This is a genomic window from Pollutibacter soli (assembly GCA_029269725.1).
Lineage (GTDB): Bacteria > Bacteroidota > Bacteroidia > Chitinophagales > Chitinophagaceae > Pollutibacter > Pollutibacter soli.
Genome location: JARJHS010000006.1, coordinates 80,590 through 95,982 on the forward strand (window position 1 = coordinate 80,590; position 15,393 = coordinate 95,982).

At 40.4% G+C, this 15,393-nt stretch carries 16 protein-coding genes and 1 tRNA gene; 4 read left to right on the forward strand and 13 right to left on the reverse strand.

The window, feature by feature from the left end:
* Window positions 1-112 precede the first annotated feature (112 nt).
* Window positions 113-1,591, forward strand: a complete 1,479-nt coding sequence (locus tag P2W82_RS15525; protein ID WP_336516827.1) for a glycoside hydrolase family 28 protein — start codon at window positions 113-115, stop codon at window positions 1,589-1,591.
* Window positions 1,592-1,594: 3 nt separating this feature from the next.
* Window positions 1,595-2,332 carry a glycosyl hydrolase family 28 protein gene (locus P2W82_RS15530; RefSeq protein WP_336516828.1) on the forward strand — a complete coding sequence of 246 codons (738 nt, stop codon included), beginning with the start codon at window positions 1,595-1,597 and terminating at the stop codon, window positions 2,330-2,332.
* Window positions 2,333-2,353: 21 nt separating this feature from the next.
* Here P2W82_RS15530 and P2W82_RS15535 read toward each other — a convergent pair whose 3' ends face one another.
* From P2W82_RS15535 to P2W82_RS15570, 8 genes are all read right to left on the reverse strand, one after another.
* Window positions 2,354-4,036 carry a S41 family peptidase gene (locus tag P2W82_RS15535; protein WP_336516829.1) on the reverse strand — a complete coding sequence of 561 codons (1,683 nt, stop codon included), beginning with the start codon at window positions 4,034-4,036 and terminating at the stop codon, window positions 2,354-2,356.
* A 24-nt stretch (window positions 4,037-4,060) separates the two neighbouring features.
* Window positions 4,061-4,477 (reverse strand): hypothetical protein, encoded by a 417-nt coding sequence (locus tag P2W82_RS15540; RefSeq protein WP_336516830.1) that lies wholly within the window; start codon window positions 4,475-4,477, stop codon window positions 4,061-4,063.
* 58 nt (window positions 4,478-4,535) lie between these two features.
* On the reverse strand, window positions 4,536-4,979 hold the full coding sequence (locus P2W82_RS15545) for a hypothetical protein (protein ID WP_336516831.1): 444 nt from the start codon (window positions 4,977-4,979) through the stop codon (window positions 4,536-4,538).
* On the reverse strand, window positions 4,976-5,587 hold the full coding sequence (locus tag P2W82_RS15550) for an RNA polymerase sigma factor (protein ID WP_336516832.1): 612 nt from the start codon (window positions 5,585-5,587) through the stop codon (window positions 4,976-4,978). Before P2W82_RS15550 ends, P2W82_RS15545 begins: the two co-directional genes overlap by 4 nt.
* A 662-nt stretch (window positions 5,588-6,249) precedes the next feature.
* Window positions 6,250-6,450, reverse strand: a complete 201-nt coding sequence (locus P2W82_RS15555; protein ID WP_336516833.1) for a GIY-YIG nuclease family protein — start codon at window positions 6,448-6,450, stop codon at window positions 6,250-6,252.
* Between the two features lie 92 nt (window positions 6,451-6,542).
* Complete coding sequence (locus P2W82_RS15560) at window positions 6,543-6,785, reverse strand: GIY-YIG nuclease family protein (RefSeq protein ID WP_336516834.1); 243 nt, start codon at window positions 6,783-6,785, stop codon at window positions 6,543-6,545.
* Between the two features lie 22 nt (window positions 6,786-6,807).
* Window positions 6,808-7,119, reverse strand: coding sequence for a GIY-YIG nuclease family protein (locus tag P2W82_RS15565; protein WP_336516835.1), 312 nt, complete (start codon window positions 7,117-7,119; stop codon window positions 6,808-6,810).
* A 34-nt stretch (window positions 7,120-7,153) separates the two neighbouring features.
* Window positions 7,154-7,227 (reverse strand) — tRNA-Met (locus tag P2W82_RS15570).
* 477 nt (window positions 7,228-7,704) lie between these two features.
* On the opposite strand from P2W82_RS15570, the gene P2W82_RS15575 reads away from it, so the two are divergent.
* Together P2W82_RS15575 and P2W82_RS15580 are read left to right on the forward strand one after the other, a co-directional pair.
* Entirely contained in the window at window positions 7,705-8,637 is a 933-nt protein-coding gene (locus tag P2W82_RS15575; RefSeq protein WP_336516836.1) for a hypothetical protein, read from the forward strand.
* A complete protein-coding gene (locus P2W82_RS15580) occupies window positions 8,634-9,206 on the forward strand; it encodes a hypothetical protein (protein ID WP_336516837.1) in 573 nt (190 codons plus the stop codon). Before P2W82_RS15575 ends, P2W82_RS15580 begins: the two co-directional genes overlap by 4 nt.
* A 559-nt stretch (window positions 9,207-9,765) precedes the next feature.
* Here P2W82_RS15580 and P2W82_RS15585 read toward each other — a convergent pair.
* The 5 genes from P2W82_RS15585 to P2W82_RS15605 all read right to left on the reverse strand — a co-directional run bounded on the left by P2W82_RS15585 (window position 9,766) and on the right by P2W82_RS15605 (window position 15,150).
* Window positions 9,766-11,832, reverse strand: coding sequence for an alpha-ketoacid dehydrogenase subunit alpha/beta (locus tag P2W82_RS15585; RefSeq protein ID WP_336516838.1), 2,067 nt, complete (start codon window positions 11,830-11,832; stop codon window positions 9,766-9,768).
* Window positions 11,833-11,897: 65 nt separating this feature from the next.
* A complete protein-coding gene (locus tag P2W82_RS15590) occupies window positions 11,898-12,509 on the reverse strand; it encodes a fumarylacetoacetate hydrolase family protein (protein WP_336516839.1) in 612 nt (203 codons plus the stop codon).
* A 124-nt stretch (window positions 12,510-12,633) separates the two neighbouring features.
* Window positions 12,634-13,212, reverse strand: coding sequence for an aminoacyl-tRNA hydrolase (gene pth, locus P2W82_RS15595; RefSeq protein WP_336516840.1), 579 nt, complete (start codon window positions 13,210-13,212; stop codon window positions 12,634-12,636).
* A gap of 296 nt (window positions 13,213-13,508) precedes the next feature.
* The gene (locus tag P2W82_RS15600) at window positions 13,509-14,153 is read right to left on the reverse strand and encodes a 50S ribosomal protein L25 (RefSeq protein ID WP_336516841.1); all 645 of its coding nucleotides are present in this window, start codon (window positions 14,151-14,153) and stop codon (window positions 13,509-13,511) included.
* 37 nt (window positions 14,154-14,190) lie between these two features.
* Entirely contained in the window at window positions 14,191-15,150 is a 960-nt protein-coding gene (locus P2W82_RS15605; RefSeq protein ID WP_336516842.1) for a ribose-phosphate pyrophosphokinase, read from the reverse strand.
* Window positions 15,151-15,393: the final 243 nt, after the last annotated feature.

A 15,393-nucleotide genomic window follows, 5' to 3' on the forward strand; every position in this document is an offset into this window, starting at 1 on the left:
TTAAATTCAACCTCGCAGGTGTAAAACCTGCGAGGTCTATTAAACCTGGGAGGTCTTAGACCTCCCAGGTTGGCATTAGTACTATCCACAGAAATGCGATATCTTATCCGGTATGAAGATTTTGCTTTTGGCGATTGCCCTGTTTTTCTCCCACTTTGCTATTTCGAAAAACTATTTTATCAAAGACTTCGGTGCACTTGGCGATGGAATTACTCTAAATTCTCAAATCATCCAGGGAGCAATCGATTTTGTCGCTGCCCGAGGCGGAGGAAGATTGATTTTTCAACCTGGATCCTATCTCACGGGATCTATTTACCTGAAATCGAATGTCATTATACAACTGGATAGCGGAGCCGTTCTGATGGGTTCTAATAATCCATTCGATTATGTAAAAGACGCCTATATCGGCTGGATGTCAATGATTTTTGCATTAAAACAAGATAATGTCGGTATCGTCGGGAAAGGGACAGTAGACGGGCGAGGCGCTGCAACTGCCAATAATATGACAGCCTTTATTCATAATAAAATATATAATGATCGCCTTTTCCTGGATCGACCAAGTGAATTTAACCGTCCGCAAAACCTATATTTCCGGGAATGTAAGAATGTAACAGTCACTGGTATTACTTTAAAGAATCCGGCGAGCTGGAACCAGACTTATGATCAATGTGAAAATGTATATGTTGACAGCATTCGGGTGGATAGTAAAAACTACTGGAACAATGATGGAATTGATATTGTCGACAGCAGAGATGTCATTATTAAGAATTCTTTTTTTGATGCTGCCGATGATGTGATCTGTTTCAAATCACAGGAGCCGAATAAAATGTGCGAGAACGTTGTAGTGGAAAATTGTGTTGGCCGCTCCAGTGCAAATGGATTAAAATTCGGCACCGGTTCGCGTGGAGGATTTAGGAACTTCAAAGTGAAGAACTTGGTTTTCTATGATACCTATCGTTCTGCTATCACGTTCGCTGCAGTTGATGGAGCCATAGTTGAAAATATCGTCGTCGACGGAGTGAAGGCAACCAATGTTGGTAATGCAATTTATCTGCGTGTCGGTGATCGAAACAGCAGGGGGAAAAAATCAACTATGCGCGATGTGACTATCAGGAATCTTCATGCAGAAATTCCTGCAGGGAAACCAGACGCAGGTTATCCACTGGAAGGCCCTATTGAAAATCTGCCGCGGAATATTTCTCCTGCGGGTATCGCAGGCCTGCCGAATTTAAAAATTACGAATGTTGTTTTGGAAAACATAACCATCGTTTATCCTGGAGGCTCAAATCCTAACTATGCCCGACGTGGCACGACAGCCGCTGAACTCGACAGCATTCCTGAAATGCCAGCTGCATATCCAGAATTTTCGCAGTTCCGTGAATTACCATCATGGGGAATTTATCTTCGTCATGTTGATAGTCTAAAACTCATTAATATAAAACTCATCGCAAACGCAACTGAGTACAGACCTGCAATTGTGGCTCATGATGTTCACAATTTGCAGATCTATAAGCTGGAAATCATTGAGCCCGATGCGAAAAAGAAAAAACAAGTTGTTCTTCATCGGTCCCTCATAGCAAAAATTAAATAGCATATGATTTACCACCTGATCATAGCAATTCAATTCATAGTTGTTTCTTCGTCTGCACCCGGGAAAGAATATACAGCCTCGATGTTTGGAGCAAGATCAGATGGAAAGACGATCAATACAGGTTCGATCCAAAAGGCTATTGATTTCATACACGAAAATGGCGGCGGTACTTTAGTATTTTATACAGGACGCTATCTCACCGGTGGCATCAGGCTCAAATCCAATGTCCATATGAAACTGGAAGACGGTGCGGTACTGGTAGGTTCATCTTCTCCATTTGATTATAATAGCTCGGCAGGTGAACGAGCTTTGATCAGCGCAGAAGGCCAGGAAAATATTGCTATTACCGGTCATGGGTATATTGACGGAAATGCGGAAGCATTATTAAAAAACATGAATGAGCTTGATAAAAAAGATCTGTTGGTTGATTCAGTTGCTTTAAAACCGGCATTGATTGGTTTTATTGATTGCAAAGAAATAAACCTCCAGGAAATAAATCTATGGCAATCGGCGGGAGCGGTGCAAAAATTTGGTGGATGCAGCAATATTTCTATTTCAAAAATTGTCATTAAAAATTCCGGAGCAGGTTTTCCTTCGATGATATTTTACGAGTGCGCAAAAGTGACATTGAAAGAATCATATATTGAATCTTCCGGCAAGCCATTGGAATGGAAAGGTGATCGGAAAGGAATTACAATTGAAAAAACAGTAAATCAAAATGGATCAACAATTACCCTTTAACACCTGACATATCAGATTACCCTATCGCACAACAGATTTTTTCATTTTTTCATTTACTTTCTCAATAATAAATTCCAACTGAGCATCTCTTCGCATCAATATGTCATGAATTGAAGGCAACACTTTGAAATCAGGGATGACGCCTCTGTCAGATTGTTTTGTTTCAGGTACATCATTTATATATTTGACCAACGGAATTGTCACCATGATTTTTGAATTGCGTAATTGCAGCTGGTTAACTCTTCCAGATGTATTTCCATTATACGCTCCACCGGTTTCCTCTCCAACAAATACACCTCTATTATTTCCTCTCGCGATTGCACAAAAATCAGCAGTTGTCGAAAAACTTAATCCATTTACAAGGAAATATACATCACCACGAAAAGCACCTGGTTGTGGATGCTGTTTTCCTAACAGTTCGTTTTCCGCTAATGTGAATTTTTTTGTGGTTGTTTCAACCGATAAGAAATATTTAAAAGGCTTATCGGCAAGATAGGAGTATAGTAACGCACCGTATGTATCTGTTCCTCCTGCATTACCTCGTAAATCAATTATAAGGTTAGAAACTGACCTGCGATTAATTTCGCTGAAAGCCGAATCAAGAAATTTTTTGAAAAAATTTTCCCCTGCAAGTCTTGAATCATCAAATGTGTTTATCGCCAACAGAGCTGCTCCGGGAATTGGATAGGATAATTCTAACTTTCCTTTGCCACGACCATTTTCATAATCGCAATCCAGATCAGAAATAAGATCCGCATTTACAACTGTTGTTTTAATATTGCCCTGAAAATCTTTAAACTGCACAACAAATCTCTCCTTAGAACCATATATCCAGTCGAACAGGAAAAAGAATGCTCCATTATTAAGTGTATGCATTTTTTTAGATTCGATAGTTCCATCTGAAGGCAGGTACTGGAAAAGTTTATTTTTGATTTCGGTTACACTCTTGCTGTCAATCGACAACAGTTCGCATCCTGGTGAAAGCTCCGCAATCCTGCTGCATAAAACGAAGGCTTTATCATTGATGAAATAGACATAAACCGGAAATAATTTCTTGCTTTCACCATAATACTTCATCAGCAATCTGGAAACATTAGTGCCGGTATGCCCATCCTTAATTGAACTTATCGCATACGTTATCAATTTGGCGAAATCCAATTGAGATATGGGTCGATGTAATGTGGAGAAACAACTATCGAATATCCTGTTTACACTGGCTTTGTCCAGATATCGGTACAATCCCGGATGTTCTTTTTCCAACATGCTTTTGAAGACTGCAAAGTCCTGCTGAAGCAATTCAGGATGTATTAGTCCTGATATCAAAACATTCTCATCCGTTTTCTTCTCCCTATGGATATTGGAAATTTTCGTGAAGCAGGAGTCTTTATCATTCAGCAGGATTATAAAAGAATATTCTCTGCCAACTTCAACATCAAATGTTACTGAATCAATATCAGTATAAAATGTAATTTTCTTATTCGCAACAGGGTCGAGTGAATAGTATATATCCGGTTTGATTTCAGGTGATAAGTTCCAAATTCCTTTCTGGTAGACTTCACCATCCCTGATATCCACTTTACTGGAATTCGCCCTGACAATTGAAAATTTCTCCTGCGCTAAAGCGGCTTGAAAAAATGCAAAAATCGTTATGAATACTACAAAAGATTTCCTGCTCCGGGAAACCGGGTTTATATGTTTTTTCATGACTTATTAGATTGAACCTGCTTTTTACTGCCTTTTTAAGAAATAGAAGTAGCCAAGAAAACTGGCGGCCAGGCAAAAAGATATGATGGCGAGAGAATGGATTCCGAGAGGGAGTGTATAATAAATAATCGTTAATGCAATGCCCAACCCAAACAGGATTGCAAACCATTTAACGTTGTTATTCATATTCTCATTGGGACTGGTCTGAAGTATTGAAGACGCAAGGTTTTCAGGAATTCCCTTGTCAACAATTTTATTTTTAAGACGATTTTCCATTACACGTTTTATTATTACCAGGATAAACATCATAAATAATCCGACTGTAAAAATTGTTGCGCAGATATTAAACACAACAATATCGACTCCTTCGGAATTTATCATCTGGGCATTTGCAACAAAAGGAATTGCAAGTACTCCTGATGACCCAATTATTTTTTTCATTTTTAAAGATTTAAATTAATTAATCTGTTTGACCGGCAATCATCAATAATGTTGCAGGTTAATTAAGGTTTAATTTATTGATACGGTTTTTATAGCTTCTCACCTGATCTATATACAGGAATGTAAAAAGAACTATAGCCGTCAGAAATATAATGCCGCTCAAAATTCCCTTTAAGTTGGAAAGGATCTGCAAAAATGTTTTACCAAAAACGTAGAAAACCGGACATCCGACAGCTGCGATAACCAGAAAAATAATAACGGGAATGAATTGCTCATGTTTCGACTTCGGTGCAGGCAATTGCGTCATTACTGCCCGTGTAAGATCAAAATCAAACTGCGGAGCGTCCAGGGCTTCAATGCCGGAAAACAAAAGCTGGTACTGTTCAACTTTCAATTTGCATGTTGCACAATGATCAATGTGATTTATAATCTCAGCATTGCATTCGTTTCTTAACAAAGCATATTGCTGAATTTCGGCATCAATGGGATGATTATTTTTCATAGCATTTCTTTCTTAAACTTTTTGGCCAAGTTGTCTTTGAGTTCTTTTCGCGCTCTGAACAGGTAACTTTTTACTGTTCCTTCAGGAAGGCCTGTCACAAGAGACAATTCTGCATAGCTTAAACTTTCGTTGTGATAAAGGGTGATTAATGTTCTATAGATCGGTGAAAGCTTATCAATTTCCATTTTTAATAATTCCGCCAGCTCTTTATTATGAATGGATGCTTCAGTTTCGTTATTATAATGGGTATGCTTAAAATGCAAATTGTCAATCAGCTCTTCCTGGTATTCGTCTTCCTCTCCGGAATAATAAAATAGCAGTAATTTTTTCTTGTCAAGATAATTGAGACAGGTGTTATAAGTAATCTGCGCAATCCAGGTGGACAACTTTGACTCAAACCGGAAACTCGTTAAACCATGAAATGCCTTCAAATAAACATCCTGCGCAATATCTTTTCTGTCTTCGGCATTGCCTATCATTTTAAAAATAATCTGGGCGATTAATTTTTCTGTATCCTTTATTATTATTTTAAATGCGCCCGGGTTTCCATTTAATACCTGGGAAACCAATGACCGGTCGGCAAAATTATTTCCATTTATTTCGTACACGTCCTGTGAGACAGCAGATGTTTACAATTGTTGCAAAAATCCGGAATATTTTAAGGTTTGTTTCTGCGGCGAAAGTAACAGGCCTAAGATAAGTATTGATAAGTTTCCTGGGAAAGGCAAGGATTTGTAATCTAATCAGCTATCTGATATTTGCCTTTCAGAATAAAGAGCTAAAGTCTTCTCTAATATATCCAGACTCCCGTCTTCACTTCCTGATCTGGAATATATTATCAACCCCTTTTCATTTAACAGGAAAACCTGTGGAATGCACATATCAGACCCATATGCGCGACAGAATTCAGGTTGATGAAATACACTGACCCAATTGATGTCTTGTGTTTTTATAAAATTTAGAAGTTTCTGCTCGTTTGAATCAGTGCTGAAAGAAAAATTTCCAATGAGCTTTTATATTTGGAGTGTGACTCTTTTAATCGAGGGATCTCGGTCACGCAAGGCGCACACCCCTGTTGACCAAATATTTATTAAAACTAATTTTCCTCCGTACGTAAATGCAAAAATCCTCTGAAATTCAGAGGATTTGTAGCGGGATCGGGAGTTGAAATCGCCACAGCGATCACAGCCCGAGTCCGCCGCGGCGGATATGAATCCACGCGACTGTTACTTAGGTAATGTTTTTATAAAATCCCGTCCTGCCCCTGACTTCAGCCATTTTTCATATCGTATTGCCTCCGTTTTGTCTGCAAATTCTTTGTTGTGAATGATATAGCCCAGGGACGAAATTTGCAGGTCCAATCTTTGCCGAATTCATTGTGAGATTTTAATCTCATTTCTAAATTCGATGTAAAACCGGTGTAATGTCGATTTGCTAAAACTGAATAAAGGACATAAACGGTATATTTCATAAATGCAAAAATCCTCTGAAATTCAGAGGATTTGTAGCGGGATCGGGAGTTGAACCCGAGTCCGCCGCGGCGGATATGAATCCACGCGACTGTTACTTAGGTAATGTTTTTATAAAATCTCGTCCTGCCCCTGACTTCAGCCATTTTTCATATCGTATTGCCTCCGTTTTGTCTGCAAATTCTTTGTTGTGAATGATAACCCAGGGACGAAATTTGCAGGTCCAATCTTTGCCGAATTCATTGTGAGATTTTAATCTCATTTCTAAATCAGATGTAAAACCGGTGTAATGTCGATTTGCTAAAGCTGAATAAAGGACATAAACGGTATATTTCATAAATGCAAAAATCCTCTGAAATTCAGAGGATTTGTAGCGGGATCGGGAGTTGAACCCGAGTCCGCCGCGGCGGATATGAATCCACGCGACTGCACTTATGTAATGTTTTTATAAAATCCCGTCCTGCACCGGACTTCAGCCATTTTTCATATTGTATTGCCTCCGTTTTGTCTGCAAATTCTTTGTTGTGAACGATAGCCCAGGGACGAAATTTGCAAGTCCAATCTTTGCCGAATTCATTGTGAGATTTTAATCTCATTTCTAAATCCAATGTAAAACCGGTGTAATGTCGATTTGCTAAAACTGAATAAAGGACATAAACGGTATATTTCATAAATGCAAAAATCCTCTGAAATTCAGAGGATTTGTAGCGGGATCGGGAGTTGAACCCGAGACCTTTGGGTTATGAATCCAACGCTCTAACCGCCTGAGCTACCCCGCCAGATACTACAAATACAAATCAACTTTTATTGAACCTGAGTCCGCCGCGGCGGATATGAATCCAACGCTCTAACCGCCTGAGCTACCCCGCCAAATACTACAAATACAAATCAACTTTTATTGAACCCGAGTCCGCCGCGGCGCATATGAATCCAACGCTCTAACCGCCTGAGCTACCCCGCCAAATACTACAAATACAAATCAACTTTTATTGAACCCGAGTCCGCCGCGGCGCATATGAATCCAACGCTCTAACCGCCTGAGCTACCCCGCCAAATACTACAAATACAAATCAACTTTTATTGAACCCGAGTCCGCCGCGGCGGATATGAATCCAACGCTCTAACCGCCTGAGCTACCCCGCCAATGGGCGGCAAAAATAGTAAAATTCACGACATCATCCTAACAGTTTAGCCAAATCCTAAAAACCGGAAAAGACCCCGGAAATCACTATTTTCAAGCAGACTTCCCTTCACCGATGCTCATCTCGAACACGCTGCTATTCCGGGCTTTAATATTACCGATTTCCATTTTCAGCTGCATTGGTCGCGTCAATGCCCAGCAGAGTTTTGTCTCCGATCAGAAATACGAAGCCTATAAAAAAAGAAATCAGCAAATAGCCATAGAAGAATTTCTTAAACTGGATACCACGTCCGGCTCTCTGCTCTGGCCCAATATCGACCCGGTTCTGTTCTTTTCAAACATCAGGCAGAACATCATTTCTCCAGACAAGATCAACCAGGGGCATGCCACTAATTTTTGTGGATATGCAGCCATGACACATCTTCTTATTAAATACCATCCCGATATTTACCTGGATCAGATTATAAAACTATATCGCAACGGATCAGCGCCACTTAAAAAGAAAAATCTTGATCCCTCCGAAAGAGTACGCAACGCTGCTGGCACACTAAAAAACAAAGGCGAACTGGATATTCTTCATGCTGATCAACTTTGGTTTCTTTCACTGGCCGATGAGTTCAAGGGATACATAAATATCTTCGATCATAAATATCATCCCGGCGATGAAAATAAGATCTGGGCTGGTACCAACTACGCGAAGTTTAATAAAATGCTGAAAGAATTTACAGATGACTATCTCCGGAGAAAAGGTTCAGATTTTATCCGTCCAATGACTGGTGACTTTTATGAATATATTTCAAAACAGCTCGAACTGGGCATTGTACTCCTATACGTTAACAGCAAACATCTTTACCCGCATAAATTTTCTTTATTTAAACTGAGAGCACCAACACATTTTATTGTTCAATATGAAATGTACAAAGTCGGGGATCAGATTATGTTCCGCTACTGGGATTATGGATTGAAAACAGAACAACTTATCCCCAGGAAGCGATTGAGAAAACTGATTTTTGGAATAACTACAATTGATCCACAAACTGGTTCATGAAGATTATCTGCAGATATATAATCATCCTTTGCCTAAGCGGTTTTGCAGCATGCATGGCCGCAAAGAACAGAAAGACTGCGTCATACTATCGTGAAAATAAGGAGGAAATCGAAGCATTGCGAAAGACTTATGATCAGCTTTATAATCACCAACCCTTCTCTGCAGGATTCACTGACAAATCTTTCAGGTATTATGTGATGGAAGTAACTACTGATAGTCTACGATATATTTTCAACAGTGAAAAAAACAGGAGACAATTAGGAGAAGTAATAAAAAGATTTCAGTACGATACAACTGCATTAAGAAATCTGAGTAATATGCTTTCAGATACGAAATGCCTGTGGCTATCTAAATCATCTTTTTATGTTGATGGGCAAAGGGAAACTGTAACATATCTCTCATTTAATTCTGCTACTACTGAAAGTCCATTTGTGGAAAACAAATATTACATACTGATCTTTCTTCCACACCCTATTACACATCCGGACATCAAGAAAAGAATTCAGAAAGGAGATCTGATTAAAATTGATGAGTTGGTGTATTATACGATTGGGAACAGGTATAGGTAGTAGTAAGAAGTAAGTAGGGCCTGCTGTTTTAACTGCAAAGTGTTTACAGTATGTCATTGTAGCCGATTTATCCAGGGAAATGATGCAAGGAATTTATAATTTTTGCCCAAAAAGACTTGCACCTCCATGATACATTTTTATAGGTTCTTTTTTAACCCCCCACCGTTCTAAAGATTGTATGCAGGCTTCTTTTTCTTCCTTCTTTTTGCCTTGATGCAAAAAGAAGCAAAAAAATCAAGGCTGTAGAAAAAAAGCTAAAAAATGCTCCCCGGCAGAGCGAAAGAAAAACAATCTTCGCCTGGAGAATAAGAAATCGGCTGCAGAATATTTTGTCAGCAACAGATCAATAATCATCTGCATCACTTGTTTTTCTTTTTTATCGCCTGCCGTGAATCATTTTTTTAAACGCCTTTTTTCTAAGGCCATTTAACAACAGCCGTTTAAAATTTGAGAAAAAGTGATAATTTAATATTTAAACAGCAGGCCCTAAGTAGTAAGGAGAACATGACAGCGGTTGAGGGTGGAAAAGACTGCGAAATGGTAGAGTTGATAACACAAATTAATAAGTCAGCAATTTTTCAATCAGCTTCGCAACTTTATCGGCATTGGGTAACATCGCTTGTTCTAATAGAATGTTCATTGGCACTGCCGGAAGATTCAATGCGCCCATAACTTCCACAGGAGCATCCAGGAACTGAAAACAATTTTTTGTGATCCGGTAGGCTAATGCTTCGGCAAATGAATTGTTTTGTTGCTCTTCAGTCAGCACAATGCACTTGCCATGTTTTTTCACTGTACTAAAAATCAACTCCTCATCGAGTGGAAACAGCGTTCTTAAATCAATGATCTCTACCTTTCCCCGAAATCTTTTCGCAGCTGATGAAGCCCAGTACACTCCCATTCCATAGGTAATTATTGCGCAACTTTCACCATTTTCAATTAATTTATCATGAGCTTTCAATACGATATTTCCTTTACCTAACGGCAATACGTAATCGCTATCCGGCTCCGGTCTTTTTGCGTCTTCTGTACCAGTCACTTTGCTCCAGTACAGGCCTTTATGCTCCAGCATCACCACGGGATTCGGATCGAGAAAAGCTGCCTTCATCAAGCCTTTCATATCAGCAGCATTGGATGGAAAAACTACCTTGATTCCTTTGATACTGAGAAGAGTTGTTTCGATAGAACCGCTATGATAAGGACCACCACCGCCATATGCGCCTACGGGTACCCGTATGACCGTTTGTACGGGATACTTTCCGTTACTTAGATAACATGATTTTGAAAGTTCAGTAACCAGTTGGTTGAATCCGGGATAAATGTAATCACCGAATTGCACTTCAACAATGGGTTTCACACCAACAGCACTCAATCCTGCTGATGATCCGATAATGTATGCCTCCTGAATCGCCGTGTTAAAGACACGATGATCACCAAATTGCTCAGCAAGAGTTGCAGCCTCACGAAATACGCCACCCAGTCTTCGTCCTACATCCTGTCCAAATAAAATTGCCTCAGGATATTCCTCCATAATTTCCCTGATGGCAAACAACGCAGCATCAACCATCACAATTTTTTCAGTCCCATCAGAATTCCGGTTTCCGCATTCCTCCGTAATAACAGAAGGTGCAAAAACAAAATCAGTTACCGCACCCGCATCAGGTTCTGGAGCGTTAACAGCGATAGTAAAATCGTCATTCACTTCTTGCCAGGCCATTGATTTAATACTATCCAGTTCGTCGTCAGAAATACCGTTTTCAGTTAGGCTTTTCCGTAAGTTAATTATCGGATCTCGTGAGCGATGACTTTCCAGGTCTTCCTTAGGCCTGTAAAATTCGCGACGGACACCGCTGGTATGATGCCCCAGCAAAGGCACACTGGCCTGTATCAACCACGGTCTGCGATTTGCCCGAACTTCAGCAATTACTTCACCTAATACGCGATATGATTCAGGAAAATCAGTACCATCAACTTTCACCGTTTTCATGCCGGGAAATCCCTGCGCATATCCACAGGCATCGGTAACGCGTGCTTCTGCAGATGTAACACTAATGCCCCATCCATTATCCTGCACGAGGTAAATGATCGGCAAGCCTTGCAACACAGCAAATTGAAAAGCTTCACTTACTTCACCCTCTGTTATGCTTGCATCTCCCATAGAACAAATCACCACAGGATTTTCTCCATTGATACCACGAACTAATTTGTTACTGTTGATCTTTTCCAGAAATGCGAGCCCCTGAGCCACCCCTGTAGTAGGAATCACCTGCATTCCCGTGGCACTGCTTTGATGTATGATTTTTGGTTTGTCTGCTGCTTTACTGCTCGGGTGACTGTAATATTCTTTCCCCCCGCTAAACGGATCATCACGTTTAGCCAGAAGCTGTAACATCAATTCATATGGTTTATAACCCATGCCCAACAGCATGCTTTCGTCGCGATAGTATGGGCTTACATAGTCAACCGGAAGAAGATGGAAAGCAGTGGCAAGCTGAATCGCTTCATGTCCTGCAGAAGTAGAATGAACGTATTTACAAATACCCCGGTTCTGCTCATAGGTATCTGCCATGGCTTTTGCCTGGCATATCAGTTTCCAGGCCCGGAGAAGGATTTCACGAGAAGGCATATGGCAAAAATAAACATGCGGACCGCAAAAATTATTGCAGTCCGCACGATAAAGAGTTTACAATTCTATTTTACAGAAAGCTCAAACATGCTTTCGTCTTCGATGAATCCCTCAAGATCATCTCCAACGACACACTCTCCTACTCCTGCAGGTGTTCCGGTAAATACAAGGTCGCCAATATTGAGCGAAAAATAATTGGATATCTGCGCGATGATATTGTCAAAACTAAAAATCATCTGACCTGAATTACCCTGCTGAACCAACTCCTTGTTTTTGTACAAGCAGAAATTGATATCCTTTTTATTGAGTTCCGGTTTTATGTCGATCCATTTTCCGATAACGGCAGAATTATCCCAGGCTTTGGCTTTTTCCCAGGGGAGACCTTTGGCTTTTAAGTCGTTTTGAATATCCCGGGCGGTAAAATCGATCCCTACAGTATATCCATTGTAATATTTGGAAGCATAACGTTCCTGGATATATTTTCCATTTTTACTGATCCTCAAAACCAATTCAGTTTCATAATGAAGTTCATTGGTGAATTCAGGATAATAAAATGGGGTATGGGTTTGCAGCAGTGCGCTCTTAGGTTTCAGAAAGATGACTGGCTCTTCAGGAACGTCATTGCCCAGTTCTTTGGCATGAGCAACATAGTTCCGGCCAATACAGAAAATTTTCATGTTCAATAAGGTTTAAAGATCGATAACAGGTAAACGATTTGAACTCCGGTGTTATAACTAGATTGTGGTTAATGCAGGAGAATTGGATATAGTGATCGCTAAAATAATTAAACATATTGAAAGTTCAACCAGTGAAATGCAAATTATTTGCCTTATTCATAGCAGACTCTATGCCCTCCAGAGCAAATATTTCAATGATTTCAGCTGATTTTATGATTTTTTGTTTAACGATCGGAAGCTCCTCTTTCGTCCATTTTCCCAGTACAAAATCAACCTGCATTCCTTTGGGAAATGAATTCCCGATACCAAATCTGAACCTCGGATAAGCCGTTGTTCCCAGCCATTCATGTATGCTTTTCAGGCCATTATGACCCGCATCGCTACCCGAAGCCTTTAATTTTATTTTTTCCAGGGGTATGGCCAGTTCATCAACCAATACAAGAATCCGGGATGCATCAATATTTTCTTTATCCATCCAGTATTTAACGGCTTTTCCACTCAGGTTCATGTAGGTAGTTGGTTTAATGCAGACAAGCGTTTTACCTTTGATTTTAATGGTCGTTCGCTCCGCCAACCGGTCACTTGTAAATTTTGCTCCGTGCTTTTCAGCCAGGTAGTCAATCATGTCAAAACCAATATTGTGCCGCGTGTTCAAGTATGCGTCACCGATATTTCCCAGTCCGGCAATTAATAGTTTGGACATAATTTAATAGTTCATAGTTCACAGTTTTGAACAGCCACTCCCTGAGTTGTCAGAAGAGCCGCTGGCACCATGATAAATGGCAAAAATGGTAATCGTCAGGAAGCCCTGATCACACTTCAATTTCGCCTGAATTCAGGAGCAACAAATGACTGTTATTACCAGGTGGTTAATCATCCTCGCGTTCACTATAGTTCACCTCACCCATGCTGTCAACTGACAACCAACAACTTTTTCTTATTTAAAAAAAGAGCCCGCCGAAGTAATTCTCCGACGGGCTATGAAGATAACAAATTGAATTATTTCTTCGCGGCAGGAGCAGCGGCTTTAGCGGCCGGAGCAGCTTTTGCAGGAGCAGCACCTTTAGATGCAGCAGGAGCAGCAGCTTCTTCCTGTTTCAACTGACGAGTCATGGTTACAGATGCGATGGGAATCCTCGGCGAATTCATGATTTCATAATTGTCCATCTTTACATCTTCTACGCGGATATTACCCATCAACTGAAGATTGGTGATATCTACTTCGATATTCTCCTTCAGGTATTTTGGAAGGGTTTTTACTTTCAATGCTTTCATCTTGATTTCAAGACGACCACCAGCTTTAACACCTTCTGCAGCGCCAACAAATTTCAAAGGAATCGTAGCAGAAACTTTTTTGTCTTCAACCAGTTCCAATAAATCAACATGATTCAGACGATCTGAAACTTTGTCGAATTGAAGGTCTTTCAGAATGCATTTGTACGATTTTCCATCCACATTAACTTCTGCGAGCTGGAAATCCGGTGTATACACGAGCGGTTTGAAGTCAGTTGCCTTTGCAGTAAAATTGACTTCTTTAGCACCCCCATAAATTACACCAGGCACCAGGTCCTGAGAGCGTAACTGGCGGGTGGCTGTTTTGCCCGTTCCGGTCCTCAGTTGTCCATTGATTGTAATTGTCTTCATTGTATAATTATTGATTAATTGCCTTTTCTTATCCGGGTTATTTATTCCTTAATTGGGAATGAATAAACAAACTGGTTATACTCTGATTTTCATAGGCGTTTTTGATCGCAGAAGCGAACAGCTTTGAAACCGTGAGTACTTTAAGTTTGGATGCCTGACCACGGATGGGGATAGTATCACAAACCACCAGTTCTTCCAGGTGACTGTTTTCAATATTGGTATAAGCGTTTCCACTCAACACAGGATGCGTACAAAGTGCTCTCACACTTCTGGCACCCTTTTCCTTCAGCAGCTTTGCCGCTCTCGTCAATGTACCTGCTGTATCACAGATATCATCAAGAAGAACTACATCCCTGCCGGTCACATCACCTATCACCACCATGCTGGCTATCTCATTTGCCCGCTTTCTGTGCTTGTCACAAATCACCATTTCGGCATTGAAATAACTGGCCATTTCCCTGATCCTGTTTGCACTACCCACGTCAGGGGCCGCAAAGGTAAGGTATTCCAGGTTCAGATTCTGTATATATGGGATAAAAATTGCCGACCCGTCGAGGTGATCCACGGGAATGTCAAAATAGCCCTGAATCTGGGGAGCATGAAGGTCCATAGTAATCACCCTGTCGGCTCCAGCTGCAGTTAAAAGATTGGCAACCAGCTTAGAACCAATAGCTACGCGGGGTTTATCCTTCCTGTCCTGGCGGGCATAACCAAAATAAGGTATCACAGCAATGATCTTATACGCCGAAGCCCGCTTCGCTGCGTCGATCATTAACAGTAATTCCATGAGATTATCACTTGGAGAAAACGTGCTTTGCACTAGGAAAACATAATCTCCTCTTATACTTTCGAGGAAGATTGGCTGTATCTCGCCGTCGCTGAAGCGTTGTATGCTGATTTTGCCCAGGCCAGGCCCGTAGCAAGCTGCAATTTTTTCTGCGAGGTATTGAGATCCGGTACCTGAAAAAATTTTGACTGAAGGGCCGATACGTTCCATAACCGCTATATGTGCGGCGAAGATAAAAACCGTAAAGAAACAGACCAATTATTTAAACCGGTAATGGTCCAAATAATTGGTCTGGAAAAATTTAGGGTTGAAAGCTGGAAATTATTTAAAAGAAGCCACCATTACTGTAGTGGAAACAGGTGTTATGTTATCAGGTTTTTTCTCCATGGTAAGCGAGTATTTCTTGCTTTTCATGGTCCGATAAATTGATGTACAGATGAAAACAGAAAAGAT

Coding starts and splice junctions, on each gene's coding strand:
- P2W82_RS15530 (WP_336516828.1), top strand. CDS start 1,595: ATGATTTACCACCTGATCATAGCAATTCAATTCATAGTTGTTTCTTCG.
- P2W82_RS15525 (WP_336516827.1), top strand. CDS start 113: ATGAAGATTTTGCTTTTGGCGATTGCCCTGTTTTTCTCCCACTTTGCT.
- P2W82_RS15560 (WP_336516834.1), bottom strand. CDS start 6,785: ATGAAATATACCGTTTATGTCCTTTATTCAGCTTTAGCAAATCGACAT.
- pth (WP_336516840.1), bottom strand. CDS start 13,212: ATGTCCAAACTATTAATTGCCGGACTGGGAAATATCGGTGACGCATAC.
- P2W82_RS15545 (WP_336516831.1), bottom strand. CDS start 4,979: ATGAAAAATAATCATCCCATTGATGCCGAAATTCAGCAATATGCTTTG.
- P2W82_RS15600 (WP_336516841.1), bottom strand. CDS start 14,153: ATGAAGACAATTACAATCAATGGACAACTGAGGACCGGAACGGGCAAA.
- P2W82_RS15585 (WP_336516838.1), bottom strand. CDS start 11,832: ATGCCTTCTCGTGAAATCCTTCTCCGGGCCTGGAAACTGATATGCCAG.
- P2W82_RS15590 (WP_336516839.1), bottom strand. CDS start 12,509: ATGAAAATTTTCTGTATTGGCCGGAACTATGTTGCTCATGCCAAAGAA.
- P2W82_RS15535 (WP_336516829.1), bottom strand. CDS start 4,036: ATGAAAAAACATATAAACCCGGTTTCCCGGAGCAGGAAATCTTTTGTA.
- P2W82_RS15565 (WP_336516835.1), bottom strand. CDS start 7,119: ATGAAATATACCGTTTATGTCCTTTATTCAGTTTTAGCAAATCGACAT.
- P2W82_RS15575 (WP_336516836.1), top strand. CDS start 7,705: ATGCTCATCTCGAACACGCTGCTATTCCGGGCTTTAATATTACCGATT.
- P2W82_RS15580 (WP_336516837.1), top strand. CDS start 8,634: ATGAAGATTATCTGCAGATATATAATCATCCTTTGCCTAAGCGGTTTT.
- P2W82_RS15540 (WP_336516830.1), bottom strand. CDS start 4,477: ATGAAAAAAATAATTGGGTCATCAGGAGTACTTGCAATTCCTTTTGTT.
- P2W82_RS15605 (WP_336516842.1), bottom strand. CDS start 15,150: ATGGAACGTATCGGCCCTTCAGTCAAAATTTTTTCAGGTACCGGATCT.
- P2W82_RS15555 (WP_336516833.1), bottom strand. CDS start 6,450: ATGAAATATACCGTTTATGTCCTTTATTCAGTTTTAGCAAATCGACAT.